The organism is Micromonospora sp. 050-3 (assembly GCF_046549335.1).
Taxonomy (GTDB): Bacteria; Actinomycetota; Actinomycetes; order Mycobacteriales; family Micromonosporaceae; genus Micromonospora; species Micromonospora trifolii.
Window position 1 is genome coordinate 605,967 of the sequence record NZ_JAJPVX010000002.1, and the last position, 24,540, is coordinate 630,506.

17 protein-coding genes are annotated in these 24,540 nt (G+C 70.3%); 7 read left to right on the forward strand and 10 right to left on the reverse strand.

Annotation, left to right across the window (positions count from 1 at the left end; all coding sequences use genetic code 11):
• Positions 1-61 precede the first annotated feature (61 nt).
• Positions 62-2,188 (reverse strand): PhoX family protein, encoded by a 2,127-nt coding sequence (locus tag ACLJOK_RS17835; protein WP_410819922.1) that lies wholly within the window; start codon positions 2,186-2,188, stop codon positions 62-64.
• 227 nt (positions 2,189-2,415) lie between these two features.
• Between ACLJOK_RS17835 and ACLJOK_RS17840 the strand changes: the two genes are divergently transcribed.
• Entirely contained in the window at positions 2,416-2,931 is a 516-nt protein-coding gene (locus ACLJOK_RS17840; RefSeq protein ID WP_051708644.1) for a sigma-70 family RNA polymerase sigma factor, read from the forward strand.
• Positions 2,928-3,632, forward strand: a complete 705-nt coding sequence (locus ACLJOK_RS17845; protein WP_410819923.1) for an anti-sigma factor family protein — start codon at positions 2,928-2,930, stop codon at positions 3,630-3,632. The genes ACLJOK_RS17840 and ACLJOK_RS17845 overlap by 4 nt, the downstream gene beginning before the upstream one ends.
• A gap of 94 nt (positions 3,633-3,726) precedes the next feature.
• Here ACLJOK_RS17845 and rarD read toward each other — a convergent pair whose 3' ends face one another.
• The 4 genes from rarD to eccE form a co-directional block, all read right to left on the reverse strand.
• On the reverse strand, positions 3,727-4,671 hold the full coding sequence (rarD, locus tag ACLJOK_RS17850; protein ID WP_410819924.1) for an EamA family transporter RarD: 945 nt from the start codon (positions 4,669-4,671) through the stop codon (positions 3,727-3,729).
• Positions 4,668-5,165, reverse strand: coding sequence for a GNAT family N-acetyltransferase (locus ACLJOK_RS17855; protein WP_410819925.1), 498 nt, complete (start codon positions 5,163-5,165; stop codon positions 4,668-4,670). Before ACLJOK_RS17855 ends, rarD begins: the two co-directional genes overlap by 4 nt.
• Before the next feature lie 127 nt (positions 5,166-5,292).
• Positions 5,293-5,679: a phage holin family protein gene (locus ACLJOK_RS17860; RefSeq protein WP_238679880.1), complete on the reverse strand. Its 387-nt coding sequence runs from the start codon at positions 5,677-5,679 to the stop codon at positions 5,293-5,295.
• A 62-nt stretch (positions 5,680-5,741) separates the two neighbouring features.
• Positions 5,742-7,697, reverse strand: a complete 1,956-nt coding sequence (gene eccE / locus ACLJOK_RS17865) for a type VII secretion protein EccE (protein ID WP_410819926.1) — start codon at positions 7,695-7,697, stop codon at positions 5,742-5,744.
• Positions 7,698-7,986: 289 nt separating this feature from the next.
• Between eccE and ACLJOK_RS17870 the strand changes: the two genes are divergently transcribed.
• Both ACLJOK_RS17870 and ACLJOK_RS17875 read left to right on the forward strand, forming a co-directional pair.
• Positions 7,987-8,307 carry a WXG100 family type VII secretion target gene (locus ACLJOK_RS17870; RefSeq protein ID WP_410819927.1) on the forward strand — a complete coding sequence of 107 codons (321 nt, stop codon included), beginning with the start codon at positions 7,987-7,989 and terminating at the stop codon, positions 8,305-8,307.
• Positions 8,308-8,328: 21 nt separating this feature from the next.
• The gene (locus tag ACLJOK_RS17875; protein ID WP_410819928.1) at positions 8,329-8,622 is read left to right on the forward strand and encodes a WXG100 family type VII secretion target; all 294 of its coding nucleotides are present in this window, start codon (positions 8,329-8,331) and stop codon (positions 8,620-8,622) included.
• Between the two features lie 106 nt (positions 8,623-8,728).
• On the opposite strand, the gene mycP is transcribed toward ACLJOK_RS17875, so the two are convergent.
• Entirely contained in the window at positions 8,729-9,952 is a 1,224-nt protein-coding gene (gene mycP, locus ACLJOK_RS17880) for a type VII secretion-associated serine protease mycosin (RefSeq protein WP_410819929.1), read from the reverse strand.
• A 152-nt stretch (positions 9,953-10,104) separates the two neighbouring features.
• Here mycP and ACLJOK_RS17885 point away from each other — a divergent pair, with 152 nt between their 5' ends.
• Together ACLJOK_RS17885 and ACLJOK_RS17890 are read left to right on the forward strand one after the other, a co-directional pair.
• Entirely contained in the window at positions 10,105-12,852 is a 2,748-nt protein-coding gene (locus ACLJOK_RS17885; RefSeq protein WP_410819930.1) for an SseB family protein, read from the forward strand.
• Complete coding sequence (locus ACLJOK_RS17890; protein WP_238679874.1) at positions 12,849-13,214, forward strand: hypothetical protein; 366 nt, start codon at positions 12,849-12,851, stop codon at positions 13,212-13,214. The genes ACLJOK_RS17885 and ACLJOK_RS17890 overlap by 4 nt, the downstream gene beginning before the upstream one ends.
• A gap of 4 nt (positions 13,215-13,218) precedes the next feature.
• On the opposite strand, the gene ACLJOK_RS17895 is transcribed toward ACLJOK_RS17890, so the two are convergent.
• From ACLJOK_RS17895 to ACLJOK_RS17910, 4 genes are all read right to left on the reverse strand, one after another.
• Complete coding sequence (locus tag ACLJOK_RS17895; protein WP_238679873.1) at positions 13,219-14,151, reverse strand: alpha/beta fold hydrolase; 933 nt, start codon at positions 14,149-14,151, stop codon at positions 13,219-13,221.
• A gap of 143 nt (positions 14,152-14,294) precedes the next feature.
• On the reverse strand, positions 14,295-15,629 hold the full coding sequence (locus tag ACLJOK_RS17900; protein ID WP_410819931.1) for a phosphatase PAP2 family protein: 1,335 nt from the start codon (positions 15,627-15,629) through the stop codon (positions 14,295-14,297).
• Positions 15,630-15,762: 133 nt separating this feature from the next.
• Positions 15,763-16,536, reverse strand: a complete 774-nt coding sequence (locus ACLJOK_RS17905) for a helix-turn-helix domain-containing protein (protein ID WP_410819932.1) — start codon at positions 16,534-16,536, stop codon at positions 15,763-15,765.
• A gap of 342 nt (positions 16,537-16,878) precedes the next feature.
• The gene (locus ACLJOK_RS17910) at positions 16,879-19,326 is read right to left on the reverse strand and encodes an immune inhibitor A domain-containing protein (RefSeq protein ID WP_410821525.1); all 2,448 of its coding nucleotides are present in this window, start codon (positions 19,324-19,326) and stop codon (positions 16,879-16,881) included.
• 563 nt (positions 19,327-19,889) lie between these two features.
• Between ACLJOK_RS17910 and ACLJOK_RS17915 the strand changes: the two genes are divergently transcribed.
• Positions 19,890-24,527, forward strand: a complete 4,638-nt coding sequence (locus ACLJOK_RS17915) for a hypothetical protein (RefSeq protein ID WP_410819933.1) — start codon at positions 19,890-19,892, stop codon at positions 24,525-24,527.
• Positions 24,528-24,540: the final 13 nt, after the last annotated feature.

Sequence of the window (24,540 nt, forward strand, 5' to 3'; positions counted from 1 at the left end):
GGGCGGTCCAGCGCCGGACCGCCGGAGCAACGTCAGCGGCCGCTCGGCCGTGGGTACGACGTCAGCTGCCCACCGGGCCGCCGTCGAGGCGCCAGGTGACCACCACGCCCGGCTTGGCGTAGTCACCGTCCGGCCAGTTCGAGGCCGGGTTCTCCACCGAGGCCCCGGTGATCTCGCCCGGGTGCTGCACGGCGACGAAGACCGAGCGGTTGTCGCCGGTGATGAACGGGCCGCAGGTCTCCGCTCCGAGCGGCACCGTCAGGAACTGCTTGAGGTGACCCCGCTCCGGGCCCTCCACAGCGGTGGCGAACAGGCCGTCGTTGCTGCCCAGCGCGTTGCCGTCGGTGGATATCCAGAGGTTGCCGGTGGCGTCGAAGGCGACGTTGTCCGGGCAGGAGATCGGGGAGACCTTGGTCTTGTCGTACCCGGCGAAGAAGGTCGACGGGTCGGTCGGGTCGCCGCAGACGATCGGCAGCGACCAGGCGAAGGTCTCCGAGGTGTTGTCGTTGCGGTCCTCGACCAGCTCCAGGATCTGCCCGTGCTTGTTGGCGTTGCGCGGGTTGGCCTCGTCCGCCTTCGGGTTGCTGCCGACGCCCCGGTTGGTGTTGTTGGTCAGCGCCACGTACACCTTGCCGGTGAGCAGACTCGGCTCGACGTCCTCGGGGCGGTCCATCTTGGTCGCGCCGACCTTGTCACCGGCGAGCCGGGTGAAGGTGAGCACGTCCGCGGCGGTCATCCCGTCGACGAACGACCGGTTGCCGCTGACCAGCTTGATCCAGCGACCCCGGCCGTTGAACGCCCCGTCGGCGGGGAGCTTGCCCGAGCCGTCGATCTCGGCGGCGCTGGTCTGGTCGAGCTTCGCCACGTAGAGCGTGCCGGCTTCCAGCAGCGTCAGGTTGTGCTTGCGGGCAGCCCAGGAGTTGCCCTTCATGAACTTCTTGTCCGAGACGAACTTGTAGAGGTAGTCGAACCGCTCGTCGTCGCCCATGTACGCGACCACGTGGCCGTCCTTCGCGACGATCACGTTGGCGCCCTCGTGCTTGAACCGGCCCATCGCTGTGTGCTTGCGGGGGCGGCTCTCCGGGTCGAACGGGTCGATCTCGACGACCCAGCCGAACCGGTGTGCCTCGTTGGGGTGCTTCGCCAGGTCGAAGCGCTCGTCCGCGCGCTCCCACTTGCGGCTGCCGCTGGGGTAGCGGCTGGCGGTGCTGATGCCGTAACGGTCCAGCTTCGGCTTCAGCTCGGCCGGGGCGGCGTCGGCGCCAACGAAGTACTGGTTGAAGTTCTCCTCGCCGGAGAGCACAGTGCCCCACGGTGTCACGCCACCGGCGCAGTTGTTCAGCGTGCCGACGACAGTGCGGCCCTTGGGGTCGGCGGCGGTCTTCAGCCAGGCCGAGCCGGCGGCCGGGCCGGTCAGGTCGAACTTGGTGCTCAGAGCGGTGACCCGCCGGTTGTACGGCCGTGGACCCTTGCCGACCGGCTTCCACTGCCCGGTGCCCGCGACCCGCTCGAGCTCCACCACTGACATGCCGTGTGCGGCCATGGCGGTGCGCAGCTGCTCCACGGAGAGCCCGTCCAGGCCGGGGAAGCCCGGGAACATCAGGTCCTCGTTCGTGTACTCGTGGTTGACCACGAGCAGCGCCCGCTTGCCCTGCTTGTCCAGCGGCAGCACGCCCACGAAGTCGTTGTTGTAACCGAACTGCTTGGACTGCGCGGCGGCGGTCTGGTGGTGCAGGTTGAACTCCGGTGCGCCCGGCAGCACCGGGTCACCCCACTTGATCACCACGGCGTGGTCGTAGCCGTTCGGCACGACAAGGGTGTCCAGCTTGTTCGGTGGGATCGGCTTGAAGGTCAGCGCGCCGCTGCCGACCCCGGTGCTCGGACGACCGAACCCGAAGTTCTCCGGAACGTCCGGGGCGGCGGGGGCCGCCATGGCCGGGGCCGCCCCGGCGAGCGCGCCGGCTGCCGCGCCGCCGAAACCGAGCACCAGCGCGCCGACCGCGCCGGCCCGGACCACGCCACGCCGCGACACCTCGGCGTTCACCACGTCACCGAAGTACGCGTTGTCGGAGGTGTTCGGGACCGGGTGGTCACACGCGTTTCCGCACCGGTACAGACAGGTCATGGCATCACGGGTGCCATGGCGGGTGCCGTTCAACAGGGGGAGCAGCCGGGGACGGTCGCTCATGGGGGAAGCCTCCAGAGAAGTCGGTGACACGACAGGCGGCGTACCAGCCGGACGCTAGGAGGACGTGGTGAGCGCACGTCAGCCGCGATGTGAACCGGGCATGAACACCTTCGTCGGCGGCAACCACCACGCAACCGGTCTGACCTCGGGCTGAACCGATCGGCGTGACAGCACGTATTCCCGAGCGAACGCACCGCCGGACGCGCGCCGGAAGCGAGGAGACCGCCATCAGCGACCACGACGCCCAACTGCTGCGCGCGCTGCACGACGAGCACGCGGAGGCGCTGTACGCCCATGCCCTGCGGCTGGTCAACGGGGACCGGCAGCGGGCCGAGGACCTGGTGCAGGAGACGCTGCTGCGGGCCTGGCGACATCCGGAGTCACTCGACCCGAGGCGCGGATCGGTGCGGTCCTGGCTGTTCACCACCGCCCGCAACCTGGCCATCGACGCCTGGCGGCGGCGATCCACCCGGGTCGGCGAGGTGTTCACCGACGATCTGCCCGAACCGCCCGAGGTGATCGACGAGGCCGAACGGGCGGTGGAGGCGTGGACCGTCGCGGAGGCGCTGAACCGGCTCAGCCCGACCCACCGGGAAGTGCTGGTCGAGTGCTTCTACCAGGGGCGGTCGGTGGCCGAGGCGGCGTCCCGCCTGGGCGTACCGCCAGGGACCGTGAAATCCCGCACCCACTACGCGCTGCGGTCTCTACGGTTGGTCCTGGCCGAGATGGGGGTGACGGGATGACCCGGTGCGAGTTCGCGTACGACGACGGCGCGTACGTGCTGGGCGCCCTGGCCCCCGCCGAACGGGCGGCCTACGAGCGGCACCTCGGCGGCTGCGCCTCGTGTCGGGAGGCGGTCGCCGAGATCGCTGTCCTGCCCGGGTTGCTCGGGCGCCTCGACCCGGCGGGGTTGGAACAGATCCTGCCGCCGCCGGCCCCGCCCCGGGTGCCCGCGCTGCTCGACGAGGCCCGCCAGCGCCGTCGTCGGGAACGCGCCGTTGACCGGCGACGGTACGCACTGACCACACTGGCCGCCGCCGGGTTGGCGCTGGTGGTCGGTGTGGGCACCGCAGTGGCGCTGCCACGACCGGTCGACCCGTCGGTGCCGCAGGGCAAGCCGGCCCCGCAGGTGTCGATGGTGGCCATGCGACCGGTGGCCGCCGGGCCGGTGCACGCCGACCTCGGGCTCACCGGCACCAAGTGGGGCACCGAGGTGACAATGCGTTGCGGGTACGACGCGCGGACGAGCTACGGCAAGGCGTACCCGTTCCGGTTGGTGGCGCGTGGTCCGAATGGCGCCACCGAGCAGATCGGCTCCTGGCTGGCGGCGCCCGGCGACGACCTCAGCTTCACCGGCGCGACGAGGTTCACCGACGCCGAGCTGGTCAGCGTGGAGCTGCAGAAAGCCGACGGAACCCCCCTCCTCACCTACGCCGTCCCGTAGCTTCGCCCGCCCTGCTCGGCCCCGCCGCCCGGCCCCGCCATGTCCGCCCATCCGCGTCGATCAAGGAGTTGTGGTGGGTGGCAAATCGCCCGAACTAGTGCTGGGCGGGCACCACAACTCCATGATCGACCGCAGGTGGGGGTGGGGTGTGGCGGGCAGGGCGGGTGCGGCGGGAGGTTCGGACGGCGTCGGCGGTGAAGACGATCAGGGCCAGCCAGACCAGCGCGAAGCCGGCCAGCCGGGCCGGCGGCATCGGCTCGTGGAAGATCAGCACCCCGCAGCCGAGCTGAAGGATCGGCGCCAGGTACTGGACCATGCCGAGGCTGCTCAGGGGCAGGCGGTTGGCCGCCCCGGCGAACAACAGCAGCGGGATCGCCGTGGCCGCGCCGGCCAGCACCAGCAGCGCGGTGTGCCCGGCCGAGACATGCCCGAAGGTCAGGTCGGCCTTCGCCGTCAGCCAGGCCAGGTAGCCCAGCGCCGGCAACGCCAGCACCGCCGACTCGACGAAGAGCCCCTCCGCCGCCGGCAGCCCGAGCCGCTTCTTGACCAGGCCGTAGCCGGCGAAGCTGAACGCCAGGGTCAACGCCAGCCAGGGCAGCCGGCCGTAGTCCACGGCCAGCACCGCTACCGCCGACGCGCCGATCCCCAGCGCCACCCACTGCGCCGGGCGTAGCCGCTCCCGCAGCACCGTCACCCCGAGCAGCACCACCACCAGCGGGTTGATGAAGTAGCCGAGCGCGGTCTCCACCACCCGGTCGGAGTTGACCCCGTAGATGTAGGTGCCCCAGTTGACAGCGATCAGCGCGGCGGCGGCGACGATCCCCGCCACCGCCCAGGGGCGGCGCAGCAGCGCCCGCAGGAAGCCGATGTTGCGGAGCGCCCCCAGCAGCAGGGCCACGAAGAGCACCGACCAGACGATCCGGTGGGCCAGGATCTCCAGCGGGCCGGCGGGCCGCAGCAGCTTCAGGTAGAGCGGAAAGAAGCCCCAGAGCAGGTACGCGCCGAGGCCGTAGAGGTATCCCAGACGGAGTGGCGTCACGCCTCCACCGTAAGGGGCGTAGTGCTCCTTTGTTCCTTTCCGGTGATCGGGGTCACCGGTGGCCGCCGGTCGAGCTGCATCCAGCGTTGCGGCACGTCCAGCGGGGTGAAGCCCACCCGCTCGTACACCTGGTGCGCGTCGCTGGTGCAGAGCAGGATCCGGCGTACGCCCAGTTCGGCCAGGTGGTCGCGGACCGCACCGGCCAGCCACCCGCCCAGCCCGCGACCCCGGGCGGCCCGGTCGACGTACACGTCGCAGAGCCAGGCGAAGGTGACGCGGTCCGTGACGACCCGGGCCACCGCCACCTGGCGGCCGTCCTCCGGCCGGTAGATGCCGAACGGCAGCGAGCCGGCGAACGCCCGCTCGGTGGTTTCCCGGTCTCGTCCGAGCGCCCAGTACGCGTCGGTGGACAACCAGTGGTGCACCAGGTCCAGATCGATCCGCGCCGGATCGGTGCTGAGCAGGTGGCCGTCGGGGTAGGTCAGCGAGAACATGCCGCGACGCTAACCGCCGAGAAGGGCACTGCGGCCGGCCAATTCCCGAACTCTGGCCATCGGCCCGCCGGAGCCCCGGCCGAGGTCGGAGCCCCGGCGGACCGGGTCGGTGCTGGCTGGTCGCCGGTCAGTCCCGGTCGAGGACTGCGCCGAGGATCCAGGTCACGATGCTCACGAAGAGGGCGCCGAGCACGGCCGCCGGCCAGAAACCGTCCACCGAGAACGGCAGCCCGGCCTGGTCCGCGATCCAACTGGTGAACAGGAAGAGCAGCCCATTCACCACCAGGGCGATGAGACCCAGGGTCAGCAGGTAGAAGCCACAGCCGACGGTCTTGATGATCGGCTGGAGAACCGCGTTGACCACACCGAAGATCACCGCCACCAGGAGCAGCGTGGTCACCGTTTCGGTGGCCGAGTTCGAATCCAGGGAGATGCCCGGAATGAGGAGCGTGGCCAGCCAAAATGCCAGAGCTGTGCTGGCCAGCCGAATCAGCAGACCTTTCAGAAAACCCATGGCGGGGATCGTGCCACGGACATCGCACCGGCGTAACCCGGCAGCCGGCCGTCCCGGTGGATTCAGCCGCGCGTCGGTGGCCCGATCAGTTGCGCCTCGATCGGAGTGGGGGAGAGCAGCGCCCAGCGCAGCGCCCGACGGTTGACCACGGCCACCATGTCCTCCCGGATCCGGGTCAGCCACTCGGCCGAGCCGCCCAGCCCCAGCGCGGCGCCGGCCAGGGTGGCCTCGGTCGAGGTCAGCGGCTGGAGCAACGCCAGGTCGGCGCGGCTCAACGCGTCCACATCGGCCGTGGTCAGCTCGTCGCGTACCACCAGGGTGGCCCGCCACGGCGAGCCCGGCGCGGCCTCGGCCGCCACGGCGTCGACGATCAGGAGCAACGGACGCAGCGCGGTGCCCACCCCGTCGGCGACCGTCCGACCGGGCGGGAGCAACGGGATCGTGCCGCCCGGCGCGCCAACCCCTCGGATGAACGGCTCCCAGGCGCGTGGCCGGGCGGTCTGCACCACCACCAGGGCACCGAGCGCCAGGGCGCGCAGGGCCACCAGCTGGGCTGCCCGCACCCCGCCGACCAGCAGCACGCGGGTGCTCTCCGGCCGAAACAGTCGCACGGTGACGGCTCGGCCGTGCCGGTTGGTGCCGACCATCATTCCCGCGTCACCAAGGGGCAGCTCCCAGTCGTCCAGCGTTGGGCCGGGTCGCGCCCCGGGCACCGGTGGGCGGGGCTGTGCCCCGGGTGCCGTCAGCGCCAACGGCAGCGTGGCGGCCAGCCCTCTCAGGTGGGCGCCGTCGAGCCGTCGCAGCTTTCCGCCCAGGTCGGTCACCAGGCGGACCAGCGCCTCGGTGGCCGCCGTCAACTCGGTCGCCGTCGCGGCGGCCAGGCGTACGGTCAGCTCGGTCGGTGCTCCGCTGGCCGCCGGTGGACCCGACGGCGTCGACATCGTCGGCGACGGGCCTGAGCAGATCGACACCGTCGTGGCCGTCGCCGGCAGCGCGAGCAGGCGGGGCACCAGCCGGCGTCCAGCCGCAGCGCCCGCGTCGGGCCATTGGACCAGTCGGAACGTGGCCTGGAGCAGGGCGCCGGACCGGATCGCCGGCCAGGACTCGCGGACCGGTTCGCCGTCGTGGTGGGCCAGCTCGCCCAGGACGCGCAGCGCCGCCGGCACCCCGAGCGGCCGCGCGGCCAACGGCCCGAGCCGGCGGACGATCCGGCGGACCGTGCCGGCGAGAACCCGGCGCAGGTCCTCCTCGGACCAACCGTTCACCCGCAGCACCCGGACCGCCACCACCGCCCGTTCGCGCCCGGCCAGCCGTCCGTCGGTGAGCTGCCGGTACGACGTGCCGACCGTGCCACCGGCGCTCGGCACCGGTGCCGGTGCACCGGCGAGCAGCAGTTGGACCAGCAGCGGGGGCTGGTCCGGGCCGGTCGGGGGAAGCAACGCGGCCGGGGCGGGGATCGCCTGGGACACGTCGCCCAGCAGGTCGCCGGGGTCGCCCAGCTCCAGGAGCGCGACCATGCCGGTGGTGTCCTCCAGGACGGCTGCCGGCCCGCCGGTCAACTCGGTCGAGCGGACCACGGTGCCCGGGGCGACCAGGTCGAGCAGTTCGGCCGCGTCGGCCGGCCCGGTCAACGCCCGCCGGCGGGTGAGGTGCCCGATGGCGGTGCCCAGCCACTCGAAGAGCCACCGCCCCCGTACCGGCACCCAGGCGGCGGCCACCAGCAGCACGGCCACCAGTACGGCCGCCGCGACGACCGGTGCGGGTCGGCCGAGGGCGACGAGCACGAGCGCCGCCGCGACCTGTGCGGTGACCAGTTGGCCGGCTCGCGTTCCGGCGCCCACCCGACGGCCGAGCGCGACCCAGTTGGCCACCGGCGACCGGCGACGGGGGGCGCGCTGATCGACCGACAGCGGGCCACTGTCGGTGGATCGGCCCGGCCCGAGCACCCGTGGGGAGGCACCTGCCTCGGACCCGACAGGGGTCGGCTGGTGCGGCCCTCCGCTGGTGATCGCCGGCACCGTGCCTCCTCGACCAGTGGGGACCGGGTCGGGCGGCCGGCCGCCCTCCGGCGGCCCGTCACGCGCCGCGACGTGGCTGCGGCACATCGTAAGCGACCGATGGCCGCCTCGGTTGTCCACAGGGGAAGCCGGCGGGGTAGCAGAACCGCTACGAGGTCGCTACCGTCAGCCACGAAGTCCTTCGCTGACCCGTGTCTCAGTGCTCGACGACCGGGCCAAGCGACGACGCGTCGGCCACTGTGGGCGCGTCGACGGCCAGGCGCGATCCGAGAGACGAGGTGACGTCCGGATGTCCCAAACCAAGGCAGAAGCAGCGGTGATGCAGCAGACCGCCGCGAAGTTCGAGCAGGTGGACCAGTCGTTGCAGTCCATGCTGACCGGCCTGCTGGCCGAGCTGGAGGTTTTGCAGCAGGCCTGGCGTGGCGCTGGTGGCCGGTCGTTCGAGCAGGTCAAGCAGCAGTGGTCACAGGACCAGGCGGCGCTGCACCGCGCGCTGCGGGAGACCGCCGGTGCGATCCGCACCGCAGGTCGGCAGTACCACGCGTCCGACGACGAGGTTTCCAGCCGGGTGGCCGGCACCAACCGCGGCGGCATCCAACTGCCGCTCTGATCCCGCTGGGGAGGCAATCCGATGGACCATGGTGTGCTGGTCGTCAACTTCGCCGCGCTGCAGCAGGCCGGCGCTGACATTCAGAAGGCGTTGAACACCCTCGACGCGCAACTCGGCCAACTCGAACGCGACGCCGCCCCGCTGGTGGCGACCTGGACGGGCGAGGCGCGGCAGGCCTACGAGCAGCGGCAGGCGAAGTGGCGCTCGGCCTCGCAGGACCTCCAGGGGATGCTGCGTGACATCAGGTTGGCGGTGAACGACTCCGCCACCGACTACCTGGACACCGAGAAGAAGAACACCGGGCTGTTCCAGTGAGCGATGCGGGCCGGGAGCGCTGACCGTGTCCGGGCCAGCGCCCCGCCCGCAGCCGGTCGGCGGCCAGGGCAGCGCGCGGGCAGGCTCAGACCGTGTGTGGGCGGGCTCAGGCCGGGCCGGCCGGGCGCCAGCGTCGACGGGCGCCCCGGGGCACCACCAGGGCGAGCAGCGCCACGGTGACCGCCGTGATGCCGGCCACCGCGCCGACCAGCAGGGCTCGGTCCCGTGCTGCGGCCCGGCGGGCCTGGCGGGCGAGCTGCGCCGGGTCGGCCCGATCGTCGGCGAGCGCGGCGACCGGCCGTGCACCGGCCGCACGGCCGCCGCTGGTCTCGGTGACCGCCCGGTAGGGGTTCAACACCCCGGCGCCGTACCCGCCGCCCCGGCCCGCGCCCGGAGCTGGATCGGCGGTGGCGATGATCCGCTCCGCCACCTGCGCGGCGGTCAGCTCCGGCCGGTATTCGCGCAGCAACGCGGCGGTGGCGGCCACGAAGGGCGCCGCGTAACTGGTGCCTTCGACCCGATGGTGGCCTGCACCGGGTGCGGCGGTCAGCACCTCACTGCCCGGCGCCACCAGGTCGACGTACGGCCCGGTCTGCGAGAACGTCGCCCGCCCGCCGTCCGCCCCGATCGCGCCCACGCCGAGCACCCCGTCGTAGCCGGCGGGGAACGGTCGGGGGTCCCCGCTGTCGCGCAGATTGCCGGCGGCGGCCACCAGCACCACGTCCCGGTCGACCGCGTACCGCACTGCCGAGCGGACCTCCGGGTCGTCCGCGTACAGCACCACGGACAGGTTCACCACGTCGGCGTCATGGTCGACGGCCCATCGGATAGCCCGGGCGAACTCGTCGGCGCTGACCGTACGCCCCGACTCCCGCCCCTGCACCACCTGCTGCTCACTCACCCGCACCGGCAGGATTCGGGCACCCGGGGCCAGACCGCGGAAGGCGACGTCGGGGCGGGGTGCCGCGGCGATGATGCTCGCCACACCGGTGCCGTGCCCGGCGCAGTCCCGACCACCGTCCCCGCCGGGGTCGAGCAGGTCGGCGCCGGCCAGCACCCGCCCAGCCAGCTGCGGATGCACCCGGTCCACCCCGGAGTCGACCACCGCGACGGTCACCCCGGCGCCGGTGGCCAGCGGCGCGAGCCGCGCCGGGTCGTACCGTTGCTGCGGCCAGGGCCTGGCCGCGACCGGCCGGACAGGGGCGAGCGGGGTCGCGCAGGCCGGTGCCGCCCGGAGCCCGGCGGTGGCGGCGACGGTCGGAAGGGCCGGTACGGTCAACAGGCTGGCGGCCAGACCTGCGAGGACCGGGCGCGTGATCGATCGGGACATCGACACCCTCCGTATCGTGTCGGCTCCGGAACGGGATGTTATCGCCTCCTCCGCGCCCTGGCAGGCCGCCGCCGGCCAGCCATTGTGATCTTGGTACCACCTTGTAGGTTGTACGCGATACCTGTGGCCTGTTCTCGGAAGGGGAGGTGGCCGTGACCGCATGGGAGCCGGCCACGGAGGCCGAGGTGGCGATGCGCGACGCGCTGCGCGCCAATGACCAGGAGCTGTATTTCCGGCTCCTGTCCCGCACCGATGTGCTGCTGCCGGTCTCCGCGCCGACGCAGCCCGGCCAGCCACCCGCCGGATGGGGCACCTGGACCACCGGCGGCCGGACTCACGTCCTGGCCTTCACCTCCGCCGCCGCCCTGCGGGCCTGCCTCGGCGATCACGCCGGCAGCAACCGACGCATCCCCTTCGCCGACCTCGCGGCCAGCTGGCCCAACCACGAGTGGTGGCTCGCCGTCAATCCGGGTCTGCCGGTTGAGGGTTACCTGCCGGCCTGGTTCGTGTCGCAGCTGTCCCGAGGCGACGTGCGACTGCCCGGCCGTGCCATGGGTGCCCGCGCTCGGCTGGAGCGGGCCGAGACGTTGGCCCGCACCCGGCCCGGCGCGTCACCGCGGGACTCCGCGCCAGCCGCTGGGTCGCCTCCGGCGACGGGGGCGGCCTCGTCCGGGCCCGCGGCTGCTCCGCTGGCGCCCCGTAGGCCCGCGCGGAGCGCGGCCCCTCGGGTGGGTGCCCCGCCGGCGCCGGGTCCGGCGCCCCGGCCACCCGTCCCCGCCGAGCCACCGCGCCGACCCGGCGAGGAGGACCTGCCCGCCGCCGGTCAGCGGCACCCCGCCGAGCCGCCCCGGCCGGCGCCGGGCAACGGAGCCCTGCCCCGCACCGGCCGGCCGTCCCGGTTCACCCCGTTAGCGACCGCCGGCCCCACCATTGATCAGCCCGGGCCGAGCGTGGGCTGGCCGGCAGCGACCCGGCCGGGCGACGTCGACGGCCCTGCCCCAAGTAACGGCAACGGTGGCCCCCAGGCCGCACCTCGGCGCTCCTTCTTCGACCCCAGCCCGGCCCGCGACCCGGCCCCGAGCGGAGGACGCCCCGGTGACCGGGCGGCCCCGCCGACCCGGTTCGGGCGAGGCAGTCAGCCCTTCCCTCGCCGCCGCCCAGCCGACGCGCCGGTCGACGAGACCGTGACGCGAGCCTTTCCGATGGCGGCGGACCCGGCAGCCACCCAGCCGATACGACGGCCGGAGGGCGGCCTCGGCGCGTCCCGTGGGGCGGGCTCGCCCCCATCCGGTGAGGAGATCACCCAGCCGCTGCCGCCGCGCCGGCACAACCCGCTGGCCGAGGAGCCCACCCGAGCGTTCCGGCTGACCGGTGAGCCTCCCCTGGCCGATGCGCCTGGGCGGCCATCGGCGGAGGAGACGCAGGCGATTCCCCAGGACCGGCTGGGCCGGTTCGAGCCGGCGGAGGACCTGCCGGCGTCCGTCGCGGAACCGGTCTCCGGGCCGCCCGCGCCGCGCCGCGGCTTCACGCCCATCGTCATCGAGGGCACCATCATCGAGTCCCGCGACCTCACCGACCCGGTCGAGAGCAGCGCGCCGGTCGAGGCGCCCCGGCGGCCCAGCTCCGCCGAGGCCGCCCCGCCGCCGTTCGGCTCGACGCCCTCCGACCCGGGCCTGTTCGGTCCGTCGTCCTTCGGTCCCAACCCATCCGGGCCCGCGTCGTTCAGCCCCGGTCAGCCCGCTGCGAGCCCGTCCGTTCCGCACACGGTGACTCCGGCAGAGGCCGGCGCTGGCCTGGGCGACCCGGTTGTCGACCGCACCGACAGTGCTGGTTCGTCGGCCGGCCCGGTCGGTACGGACCCGGTCGGCGGCGAGAGCGCGATCGCGGGCGAGGTTCCGCACCCACCGGCCGACGAGCCGGCGCCGGTCGAGTTCGAGCCAGCCAACACGGTCGAGGAGGACCTGCTCAACGCCGCAGGCTCCGGCAGCACTGACACGTTCCTGTCCACCCTGCTGCTGGCCCGGGTGTTACTGCCGGCGGCACCGGACTCGGTGCGCGGAAGCCGCCCCGGGGATCCCGGTTTCATCTGGCGTACCGGGCAGCTCGACGGCGAGACATACGTGGTGGTCTACACGTCGCCGGAGCGCCTCGCCGACCATATCGAGGGGGACGTCGACACGGTCCGGGTGAAGTTCGCCCAACTGATCCGGCGCTGGCCCGACGAGGACTGGTCCTTTGCCGTCAACCCGGGCACGCCCGTCGGCGCCAAGTTGCCCGGCGAGCAGATCGTCGCGTTGGCCAACTGGGCCGCCGAGGTGGGGCTCGGGGACGACCTGGAAGTGGACCAGGTGGAAGCGCCGGCCGTGGCCGAACCTGCCGCCCGCCCCCGGTACGCTCCCGCGGCCGTCGACCCGACCCGGCCGACGGTCATGCAGAAGGCGATCGCGCCCAGCCAGCTCGCGTACTACCTGGATCGTGGGTACGACCGGGTGTCCGGGTTCGTGCACCGGGCCGGTGAGCTGTCCCACCTGACCACGCCGACTCAGCTGCACGAGGCGCTGGGCCTCAGCTACCCCGGCTCGCCGTTCGCCCCGGACGCCGAGGAGATCTACGTGCTGCGCTGGCCGGCCCACCGGCCGAGCCTCTACCGCATCCCCTACGGCGGTCAGAACGAGCCGGCGATGCGAGCCATGGAGGGCTGGGTCATCGAACGCCCGCCGTTCCGGGGCAACGGCTTCGCCCCGGGCGAGAGCAGCGACGTGGTTGCCGAGTTCAAAGTGGACAGCGCACGCCTGCCGCACGGCGCCCAACTTTGGCGCATCGGCGCGGACGGCAGTGAGCGGGTGGTCGCGGAACTGGACACCGACTCGGTCACCTGGCGACGGGTCGGGGAGGCGTGATGCGCGACGGTTACGTGGCCCGCTGGCAGGGCCGGGAATACCAGGCCAGCCCGGACGGCGACGACATCCGCCTCTATCAGCCCGAGCCGGGCGAGGGCTTCGACGAGGTCCGCGCGGGCCGCTACGTCCGGGTGCTGCCGGCGAGCGAGATCGAGGACCTGGCGTACGTGCGGACCACCTGCACCTGGCAGGGGCAGCCGTTCATCGTGCTCGGCAAGCACGACGCCTGGCTGCGGGTGGAGTACACCGGTGGCCGCTGGCCGGTGGCCGAGGCGATGCGGCTGGAGGTCTTCGACTTCGGTGTCTACCAGGGTTGGGCGCCGGCCGCTGAGGTCACCGACCTGCGGGAGCAGCGGGTCTGACCGGTCAGGTCTTCGCCCACCGCAGGATTTCGCCGAGCACCAGTTCCGGTGCCTCCAGGTGCGGGAAGTGCCCCACCCCGTCGAGTAGTCGCCACTCGTACGGGGCGACGACGTACCGGCCGGAACCCAGCGCGGTGCGGGGCAGGGAGGCGGTGTCCAGGGCACCGTGCAGTTGCAGGGTCGGGGTGGACAGCGGCTTCTGCATCAGGCGGACGAACCGGTAGCCGTGCAGCCGCAGCAGCGAGCGGAACGCCCAGCGGTAACCCTCCAGCGCGCAGAACGCGGCCTGTGGGATGCACATCGCCTCTCGGCACCGCTCGGCGTACGCCTCGAAGTCCGGCCCGGCCACCCACTGTGGGCCGCCCCAGCGGCGCATGATCTCGCCGACGGCCGCCGCGCCGTCGCGGGTCAGCACGTGCTCGTAGCGGGGTAGCTGGAACTTCAGCGCCGGAGTGGAGGCGGTGAACTGCCCGCGCGGGTCGGCGAAGATGGCGGCGCGCAGTCGCAGCGGGTGCGGTGCCCCGAGCACGACGAGGCGGCGGACCAGGGACGGGTGGAACGAGGCGACCGTCCAGGCCACCATGCCACCGAGGCCGCTGCCGACGATCGTCGTGGATCGTTCACCGAGCGCGCGGATCAGCCCGGCGACGTCGGCGGCGAGGGTGTAGCCGTCGTACCCCCGGGGTGGTTTGTCGCTGGCGCCGTAGCCGCGCAGGTCGACGGCGACCGCCCGGAAGCCGGCGTCGGCGATCGCCGGCAGCATCTGGTGCCAGGCCCACCAGTGCTCCGGGAAGCCGTGCAGGAAGAGCACCATCGGCCCGGTGCCGGCCTCGACCACGTGGAACCGGCTGCCGTTGGCGCCGACGAAACGGTGTGTCCACGGCCCCTCGGTGAGGACACAGGACTCGTCGACGGCCCCGCCGCGCTGGTCGGTCATGGCAGACAGCCTAGGACCCGGGGTCGCGGTGACGGCTGCCAAGGCCAGGTAGCCGACCTTCGGATGTGCCGATCGGTACCCCACCGGACGTGCGACGGTCCCGGACCGGTGGGCTGTCCGACGGTCCGGGATCGTCGGTCCGTCTACCGCGGGTAGGTGCTGATGACCCGGTTGGCCACCTGGTCTCCGACGCTCAGTCCGGCGTCGGCGTCCCACTGGTAGTGCACACCCAACCAGATCCGGCTACGGGCGTTCTCGACGGCTGCCGCGCTGAAGCTGGTGAAGGTGCGGGTGACGTTGAACGCCTGGGGATCTTCGGTCGTGGCGATGAACGTGACCGCGTCGGTGCCGTAATAGCGCTTCATGATGCCAGCCCAGGCGCCAGCGAAGATCGCGTGGCCGGACACGTACGCCGGGAACGGCGGTGAGAAGTGGACGCCGTTGCGGTCGATCGACAGCGGCTCCCACGCGGCGTTGGGCACGGTGGCGGCGTTGTTGTCGGTCTCGGGCTCGGCGATCGCGGTGTCCGGCCGCCACAGGTCGATGCTGGTGTTGTACTTGGCGTCCCATCCAGCGATGGCGGCGTCGGCCATCGCCATCGCCACGAGGGCGAACAGCTTGGCGGTGTCGCTGCCGAGCTGGGCCGCGATGATCTGGGTGTGCCGGAAGAGTTGGCCCGGCGGTTTGTAGGTGCCGTCGAGGTCGTTGGCCCAGAAGTACGCGGCCTGTGTCTGGTCGGCCGTGCGGTCGGTGGAGCTGGCGGTAGCCGAGCCGAGCTTCTTGACCTCGTTCACCTGTTCGGCGTACGCGCTGCTTTTGAGCATCGTGTCGGCGTTGGTGAAGCCACCCGGCAGCGGGGGACGGAACTGCGCACCGGAGGTGAGGGCGAACGGCTTGACCGCCCCCCAGTTGGGGCTGGCCGCCGCGCCTGAGCCGGTCGGTCGCCACTGGCCGGCGGTCAAGCTCGCGGTGTACGGGGCGTTGTTGGTCGAGCCGTCGTTGGCGCGGGCGTTGATCATGTTCCGCGCCGTGCCCTCGCCGACACTCGTGCTCCATCCCTCGGGTCCGGGATTGCCGATCGGCGGGTAGGAGCGGGAGCCGGCGAAGTCGTTGCCGAAGTCCCGGCTCGGCCAGATGGAGGCCAGGACAGTGACCGCCGCGACGTCCATGTTCCAGTTACGGTCGTAGCTGTAGTTGGGCATCTTGGCGACGCGGGCGATGTACGGGGTGCCGCTGGCACCGAACGACAGGCTGGTGTCGTACATCGCGAGGTGCATCATCGCGCCCGCCCGGGACAGCACCGTCGGCGGACCGCCCACTGCGCGGTATGTCTTCAGCAAGACGTTGTTCCAGTAGACGACGTGGTCGAAGCCTTCCGGGACGGCTTGGGCCGGCCGGGGTGCCGCGGTGATGGTGCCACCGACGGCGAGTGCGGTTACGAAGAGGGCGACGGTCTGCCGCAGTCCGATCCTTCGCAAGTGGGTCCTTCCCCCTGGACAAATCGCGCTCGAGGCGCGGTCACCGACGGGATCTCCATCGGCGTACGCCAATGATCGGAGATGCCGGAGGGTAGGGGCATGGCGAAGTGGTCGCAGTCCACAAGTTGCAAGATCAAATCCAACCGCGTTGGGCGGCAGCGATCCCAAGGGTCAGCCGGTTGGACGCGCCGAGCCGCTCGGAGAGGAGTTCGAAATGCCGGCGTACCCAGCGAGGGCTGCGCCCGAGACTGCGGGCGATGGCCTCGTCCTTGGCGCCGTGCGCGGCGAGCCGCAGAATCTGCAGCTGGACCTCCGACGGCGCGTCCCTGCCTGCCGCCGTCTCGGAGGCCAAGGGCTGCGCCAGCCGCCAGAGGCTGTCGAAGTAGTGGCCCGCCAGATCGACAAGCGCCGGCGCGCGCAGCACCCAGCCGACCGACCGGTGCGTGCCGGTCGGTGCGACCACGGCCATCTTCGCGGAGATCACCATCGAGATGGGGATGGCCGAGACGATCCGGGTCTGACCTTCCGGGTGGGTGGCTCCATCGGCACGGCTGAGTCCACCAGGAAGCTCGAGGAGTCGCCGGTCGAGGATCGTCCGGTGCCGTCGATCCGCGGGCAGGCCGGGCTCCGCGGCCGTCGGGTCCGGTGGCATCCCGAGCAGGACCCGCCAGTCGTCCGGCGCCTCGGCACTCAGCCGGCCGGCCAGTCGGGTGAACTCCGTCCAGTCCCGTACGACGTCGTCCGGGCCATGCGCGGTCGAACTCCGGTGCTCCTCCAGTCGTTCCAACTGGGCGTACTCGTCGATGAGTCGATGCTGGGCCCGGACCAGTTCCCGTTGTCGGGCGGCGAGCAGTAGTCGCAGCTCCACCGCCGACACCATGGCCGTGTCCAACGGGCTCGAATTCACCGTCCAGAGCGGGTCTGTGCCGCTGCCGTCCGTTTCCGACCAGATTCCACCTGACAAGCCTGACCACCCCCGTGGACGATGCCGAGGTGGCAGCCGGCAGGCCGGTCTGCGACGCCATCTACGCAGGGCGCCGGTCCACCATCAACATCGACGATCGTGCTTGTGGGGCGACTTTGTCGTCAAGTGGCCGTACCGCTGTTGACGACTAACCGCCGATGTGCTTGACCGTGCCCGGAACGCTACCGAGAGTCAAATCACGTCGTGCCGACGGTGGCGCGGACAAAGGGCGACGCCCGGGCAGGTCACCTGCCCGGGCGTCGCTATTGGTGCCGCAATCAGTGGTCAGCTGACCCGGATCTTCATCGAGGTGCCGTCCTGCTCCAGAACCTTGATCTTGACACCGGTCGCGGGGAGCTTGACGCCGTGGTTCGGCAGCTCCTCGTAGAAGTACTTCTTGGTGTCGTCGAACAGCGGCTCAGCGGCCTGGCCGCGGATGTACTGCGGCTGGCTGTTGAGGTGCAGGGTGAACGAGTCGGCCTTCTTCAGGCTGAACGGTGCGTCGTACACCTGGACGCGGGCCCGCCACGGAGCTCCCGTGAGGTTGTAGATCGGGCGCGGGTGCGCGTCGATGTACAGGTTGCGGCCCTCACCCGGGTGACCACCCGGGTTGGACTCCGGGTTGTACGGCGCGGTGTTGTTGTCCGACCAGCGGGTGTTCCAGTACGAGATGAGCAGGCCCTCCTGGTACGCGTAGTGGTCCACCCAGTCCGGGCGGGTGTTCGCGTAGCCGAAGAAGTACGGGCCGGTCTTCAGGTACTTGTCGTACGAGACGTACGACCGGTTGCCGGCGATGTAGAAGTTGTCGAACAGCCGGGTGTAGGTCGACCCGACCACCTGGAAGTTCTCCAGCGTCCAGCCGGCGTCGGCCTCGGCGCCGTCGCTGAACACGGTCTGGCCGTCGGCGGTCACGGTGATCGCGTCACCGAAGAAGCCGCCCAGGGAGACGCCGAGGTCGGTGACGTAGTGCAGGCGGACCTGCGCCACCTTCCCGGCAACCGAGGTCAGCGGGATGTTGATGTCCGTCCAGGCGCCCTCGCTGCTGCCGGAGATGGCGGGGCGGCCGTTGCCGTCCTCGCCGATCGGCGTGCCGTTGACGGTGCCGTCCAGGTCGGTCCAGGTCTTACCGCCGTCCGTGGACGCCTCGAAGTAGAGGTAGTCGTAACCGGGTTCGATGCTGTACTTGCCCTTGAGTGACAGCGCCGCCGAAGACTTCCCGGTGAGGTCGAACGTCCTCGTCATCCTGCTGTCGAGGCTGTCCTCGTTACCGGAGAAGTACTGCTTGGAGCCCTCGAACGGTGCGCCGTAGTCGAAGGTGTATTCCCGCTGCGGGAGCACGACCACAGCGGCCTGCGCCTTGTTGGAGTTGAACTCCTGCGGGCCGAGTTCCAGCGTGCGCTTCTGACCCGCCACGATGACCTCGTAGTCGAGCCAGCCGAGCTGGAGCTTGTTCCAGGCGCCGAGGTCGCCGCCCCGGTCGCCGATGCCGACGTCGTTCTTGGCGGCGAGCCGGCTCTGGGCCATCAGGGTCCAGTGTTCGTTGTTGTTGTCCGCCGGTCCGTAGTCGTCCGGCAGGCCCAGGTCGTGGCCGTACTCGTGGTAGAAGACGCTGCGGCCGCCGTTTTCCGGCTGGATCGTGTAGTCGCGGATCCAGACGCCGGTGTTGCCGATCTGGGTGCCGCCGCTCTGGTTGTATGCCGGACCGACCGGCGAGCTGTAGTAGGCCGACCACCGGTGGCTCCAGATGGCGTCCTCGCCCTGCTGCGGGTCACCGTCGGCCTGGTCGCCGCCGGAGTGGACGATCTGGAAGTGGTCGATGTAACCGTCCGACTCGTTGAAGTCGCCGTCACCGTCGTAGTCGAACCGGTCCCACTGGTCGAAGGCCTTCATCTCGGCGGCGATCTGCGCGTCCGTCCGGCCCTTGGCCTTCTGGTCGGCCACCCACTGGTTGGCGGCGTCGCGGACCAGCGCCCAGGTGTTGGAGCAGACGTTCTCGGGGCACACGGCCAGGTCGTCCCGCGGGTCCGGATCCTGGCCGGGCTTCGGGTCCGGGATCGGGTCGTCGGAGCGACCGTAACGGGCCTCGTTGTACCGGACCTTGACCCAGTCGGTCACCTCACCGTCGACGGTGTAGCGACCCGAGGACTGCGCCTCGTAGTACTGCTTGAGCGACTCGTCGCCGGGGTTGGTGCCGAAGTAGACCTGGCGGAAGTGCTCCGGGCTGAAGTCCGGCTGCCAGATGGTGGAGTTGTCCACGGCCCGGTTGGGCTCGGGGATCTTGTTGTGCAGCGGCCCCTCGAACGTCGTCGGTCCGGCGATGTCCGGGTCCATGTCCTTGTCCGGGTAGGACGGGTGCCGCTCGTCACCGAACTCGGCCAGGATCACGAAGATCTTGTCGGTCTGCTCACGCCTGAGCTCGACGTACTGGTCCTTGGCCTGCTTCGCGCCAGCGGTGGTGCGGGCGTTGGCGCCCGCTCCGGCCGCCTTGCCGACCTTGACCACCGTACTTCCGTTGCGCTCGATCGGCTTGCTCCGACCGCTCAGCACGTCGCTGAGCCCCTGCTCACGCAGTGCGCGGCGCTTCTCCTCGAGCTTGTCGGGGAGTTCGTCCTTCAGCGCCTGTGGTTCGGCAGCGGCCGGTGCTGCGGCCGGCAGTTTGGGCTGAGGCGCCGCCGAGGCGGACGGGCCGAAAGCCAGGCCTGTCGCCGTCAGTGAGAGCCCGAGCAGACCCACTGCGACTTTGCGCACGTGGTACCTCCGGTGTGAGGGAACCGGCCCAACGGGGGTACGGGCCGGTGGGAGATCGATCCCACTGGTGGGACCATTGGTGAACATAGTTACTGGCGGGACCGGTGGGAAGACGCGTGCGTCGATTTGTTGCAAGATTTTGTTGAGAATGGTTTCTGCCGTCACACCCCAGGTTTTCGCCAGGCATTGTGAGCTGGGCGCACTGCTCCCGATCCCGGGCGCAGTGTTGAGTGTCGATAAAGCAGCGGAAGCGGCGCGAAGGCAAATGTCGGCCCTTCGGGTTCGGCCACATTGCTCCGCGGACCGGTCTGTCCATCCACTGGTGTCGTCGCCCTTGACCGCCCGGCTTCGAGCTCGGACGGCCGCCGTCCTGCACCCCGCACGCGGAGTGCAGGACGGCTGATCATGCACGCACCGGCGGTAGCCGGGACCTGACCGAAAGCTACCAAGAGTGTTGACGGGCAAGATTGAATCGTCGAGGATCGATTCACCATCGCAGCGAGTCACGGGGGCTCTGCCGCGCGTAACTCCATATCGTCCTGGGCGGCATGCCCGGGGCGGGCCTCCGTGACCCATCTCTAGGAGGCCGAGTGGCCGCAGCGCCCGCAGATGTCACACCCCTACTACTGATCCTGGCGATCGCCGCCTTCGTCCTGGTAGTCGTACGCCGCAAGTCCACCTGGCCGGTCCGACTCGCCCTCACCGTGGGTGCGGGCCTGTGGATCGCCCTCGCCGGCGGGGCCATGTGGATGGTCAGCCAGGCCACCGCCGCTGGCACACTCCCGCCGAAGGCGGGTGCCCCGGTCAACCCGTGTGTTACCGGGGCGCCGGCGAAGGCGTTCAACGTCTCGATGATCAACCTGCCGATCTTCCTCAACCGGTTCGGGGACGTCGTCCCCGAGGGCAGGATGTACATCCTCGACTCGAACATCGCCACGGTGCGGGCCAACTTCAAAAGCGCCGCCGACCCGTCCAAGGCGAACCTCGACGATTTGATCGAGCCGCTCACGCTGCGGGTCAACAAGGGCGACTGCGTCACGGTCAATTTCACCAACCGGCTGAACGAGGCCGCGCCCACGCTGGACCGCACGGTCCGAGACTCGGCGATCTACACCCTGCCGGGGGAGATCAAGAAGGCCGCCGGTTCGAGCACGTTGGGCGCTCGGGAGTTCGCGCCGGCGCTCTCCGCGCCCAGGATCGACTTCGATCCGACCAAGGCGCCGAACGCCTCCATGCACTTCGACGGCCTGGACTACGACGTCAAGACCGGGGACGGGACCGTGGTGGGCGACAACCCGGACTCCACCGCAGCGCCGGGCGGAAAGATCACCTACCTGTTGCACGCGCAGGCCGAGGGTGAGTACCAATTCAAGGACGGCGCCGACTTCACCTCCCGGCAGACCCGGCCCGAAGATTCCACCGGCAAAGTGAAATTCATCGGCTCACACGCCTTCGGGGCGTTCGGTGCCATCGTGGTGGAGGCCAGCGACGCCACCTGGGTCGACTCTCGTACCGGTGGGGCGCTGGCGTCGGGCACTCGGGCGATCATCAAGCGCCCGAACAACAAGGACTTCCGCGAGCACGTGCTCTTCATGCACGACGAGGTGGAGGCCGAGCCGGGCATCCTGACCCGCTACTGCAGAGGGGCCTCGGAGGACAAGACTGGCTCGGAGTGCGTGACCCCGACCGCGGCCCAGACGGCGGTCATGACCAAGAACACCCTTCCTGGCCTCGGCGGCGGTGACGCCGACGCGATTGTGCAGTACCACGAGGAAGTGCCGGTCAAGCTCGAGTGGTTCGCCTTCAACTACCGCGCCGAGCCGACCTACAACCGCGAGGAGATCGGCTGCCCTGCGGCAACGGTGGCCGGGCAGGGCTACAAGGCGAACGAGTGCGTCGGTGAGGAAACCTCGTTGTCGTCGTGGATCTACGGCGACCCGGGCGGCGGTGACCTGGTCTTTCCGAACTACCGGGGCGAGCCGACCCAGGTGCGGCTGCTGCACCCGGCCGAGTTCGAAACCCACACCTTCCACTGGCATGTGAACCGGTGGGCGTACGACCCGCAGAACGAGGGTGGGCTGGACTCGATCAGCAGCCCCAACCACGTCACCGCCAAGACCAACATCCTTGACGTCCAGTCGGTGTCCCCGGGCACAAGTTACGACCTGGTGGTGCAGGGCGGTGCGGGCTCGTCGCACAAGACGAAGCAGGCCACCTTCGGCGACATCATCTTCCACTGCCACCTCTATCCGCACTTTGCGACTGGCATGTGGGGGTTGAACCGTACCCTCGACAAGCTCGAGGACGGCACCCGGAAGAACCCGGACGGCACGCCGATCCCGCGGCTGCAGCCACTGGCCGATTTCGATTACCAGACCTCGGTCACCGGGATCAACCCGCCTCCGTCGCCGGACGCGGACAAGACCGGCTTCCCGCACTTTGTACCCGGTGTCTTCGGGTACAAGGCGCCGAAGCCGCCGCTCGGAGTGTCGGAGCGCGCAACTTCCGGGACCTTCCCGCCCACCACGAAGGAGAAGGCCGCGGCCGACACCGGGGCACAGGTGCCGGGCGGCTTCTTCCAGAACCCCTGCCCGGCCGGCAGGCCGACGAAGACCTTCGACATCTCTGCCATCCAACTGAACCAGGTGTACAACCCGACAGCCAAGTGGCGAAATCCGCAGTCGCGCGTCTACGTGCTCAACTCGGAACGGGACGCGGTGCTGGCCGGCAAGAAGCCACAGCCCTTCTCGCCTCTGCTCAACGTGGGTGACTGCGTGGTCTACAACCTGACCAACCGACTACCCATGACGTACGGCGGCACCGTCTTCGACCGGCTCCAGACCACCAACGAGGTCGGCCTGCACCAGCACATGGTCCAGTTCGATGTGCTCTCCTCCGACGGCGCCGCCAACGGCTGGAACTACGACCAGGGCGCCGACGGTGCCGCCACCGGTGTCGGCCAGACCATCACCTACCGCGACTTCGTGCACGAGAACACATCCACGAACTCGTTCCACGACCACTTCTTCGCCAACGTCCACCAGGACGCGGGGCTCTTCGGCGGTGGCACCATCCACGACGCCGGATGCACTTTCCGCAGCCTGGCAACGGACCAGGCGGTCGCCGTCGGCACCATGGTCTCGGTGGTCTGCGACAGCACCACCGACTACAACGGCAAGGACACCGACGGGTACGACTACCGCAACGTGTCTCTCTTCATCGAGGATCACGTGCCGATGTTCAAGGACCCGGATCCGAGCACGACCAACGACGACCAGTTCGTCACTCCGTACGGGGTGCCGATCCAACCGGCACCATTCCCGTCCAGCCTCGACGACCAGGGCGTGATGGGTATCAACTACACCTTGGAGCCGTTCGAGGCGCGCCGAGACAGGGACCCGTCCCAGGTGTTCGCGGCGCAAGATGAGTCATACGGGAACCCATACACACCCATGCCAATGGCGTTCAAGGGTGACCGGATCAAGTGGCGGCTGTTCCAGCTCTCCCAGGAAGAGTCCCACGGTTTCAACATGGACGGCAGGTGGAAACAGGAGCCCAACGATCCGAACTCCAACGTCGTCTCCGCGCAGCACATCGGCATTCTCGAATACTTCGACATGCTGGTGAAACCGCAGACCGAGGGCCGCAAGAGTGGCGGGCCGGTGGACCGGGACGAGCTCTACTTCCTGGGCGGATCGGACGACATGTTCCTCGGCGCCTGGGGTTATCTACGGGTCATGCGCTGCCAGTACTGGGGAGCGTCCCCGGGCGGGGATCCCGACAATCCTCCTCCGCCCCCGAGATCGCTGCTGTATCCATTGCCGGACAACACCGCCAACGCACTGAACTGCATCGACGAGAAGCCGGAGGTCGGCGTGCCGCCTCCCGGCACACCCTGTCCCGCCGCGGCGCCGGTGAAGGCATTCAGTGTGGTCGCGATCAACCGGGACATCACCTACAACAAGGCCGGCGACCACGACCCGAACGGTCTTCAGTACGCGCTGGAATCCGACTGGACGAACGGCACCGTCAAGAACGAGCCGCTGGTCATGCGGGCCAACGCCGGTGACTGCGTGGAGGTCACCCTCAAGAACAGGCTCGATCCGGCCAAGATGGTGCCGAGTTGCTTCGAGGGCGTGGAACCGGGGCAGTTGGGCTACCGCACCAGTGTCCTGAGCTACCCGGGTTGCCTTGACCAACCGCCTAAGGACGAGGTCAACGTGCCCGGCTTCCGGCCGCTGCCGGTGAGCAACCGGGTGTCCATGCGACCCCAGTTGACCGACCACTGGAGCTACTCCGCGGGCGTGAACGTCGGCGCGACCCACGGTTACGACCGCACGGCGGGCCCGGGGGAGCAGGTCACCTACCGATGGTCCGTTCCGGTCCGCGGCATGGCGATGCTGCGTGACATGGCAGACCCGATGCATCACGCCTCGCACGGCCTGTACGGGGCCCTGATCATCGAGCCGGCCGGCAGCACGTACCTCAACCCCACCACGGGTGCACCGCTGGCCAGCGGTGTCAGCGCGGTGATTTCCAACCCGAACGGCGCCGACCACCGAGAAAACATCGTGCTGATGAACAGCGACCTGGCGCTGTTCCGCAAGGACACCAACGGCAACGTCGCCGACGACCAGCCGGTGCCGGACAATTTCGACCTGAGCCTGACGCCGAGCGATGTGGCCGATGACGCCGAGGACCAGGGCGAGTTTTCCATCAACTACAGCAACGAGCCCTTCGCGCATCGGTACGCCAACGACCAGAACATCACAAACATCTTCAGCTCGTACGTGCACGGGAATCCGTCGACGCCGATGTTCCAGGCGTACGGGGGCGACAAGACCGTGTTCCACGTCGGGCAGGCCGTCGGTGACCCGCGCTCGACGAGCTTCGCCCTGCACGACCACATCTGGCGGCGTGGGCCCAATGACCCCGACTCGCAGCTCGCAGCGAGCCAGGGGCAGTTCAATCCGGGTGTGTCGTATCAAATCGTGCTGGACCCGGCGGCCAATGGCGGCGCCGGCGGTCGACGGGGCGCCGCGGGTGACTACCTGTATCGCTCCGGCACTCTCGCCCGGCATCTGACGGGCGGTCAGTGGGGCGTCTTCCGGGTGTATGGGGCGGGTCGGAGCGGCCTGATCGCGCTCCCGGACCGGCCGATTGCCGGCAGTGGCCCGGCGGCGTAGGTGAGAGGAGGCA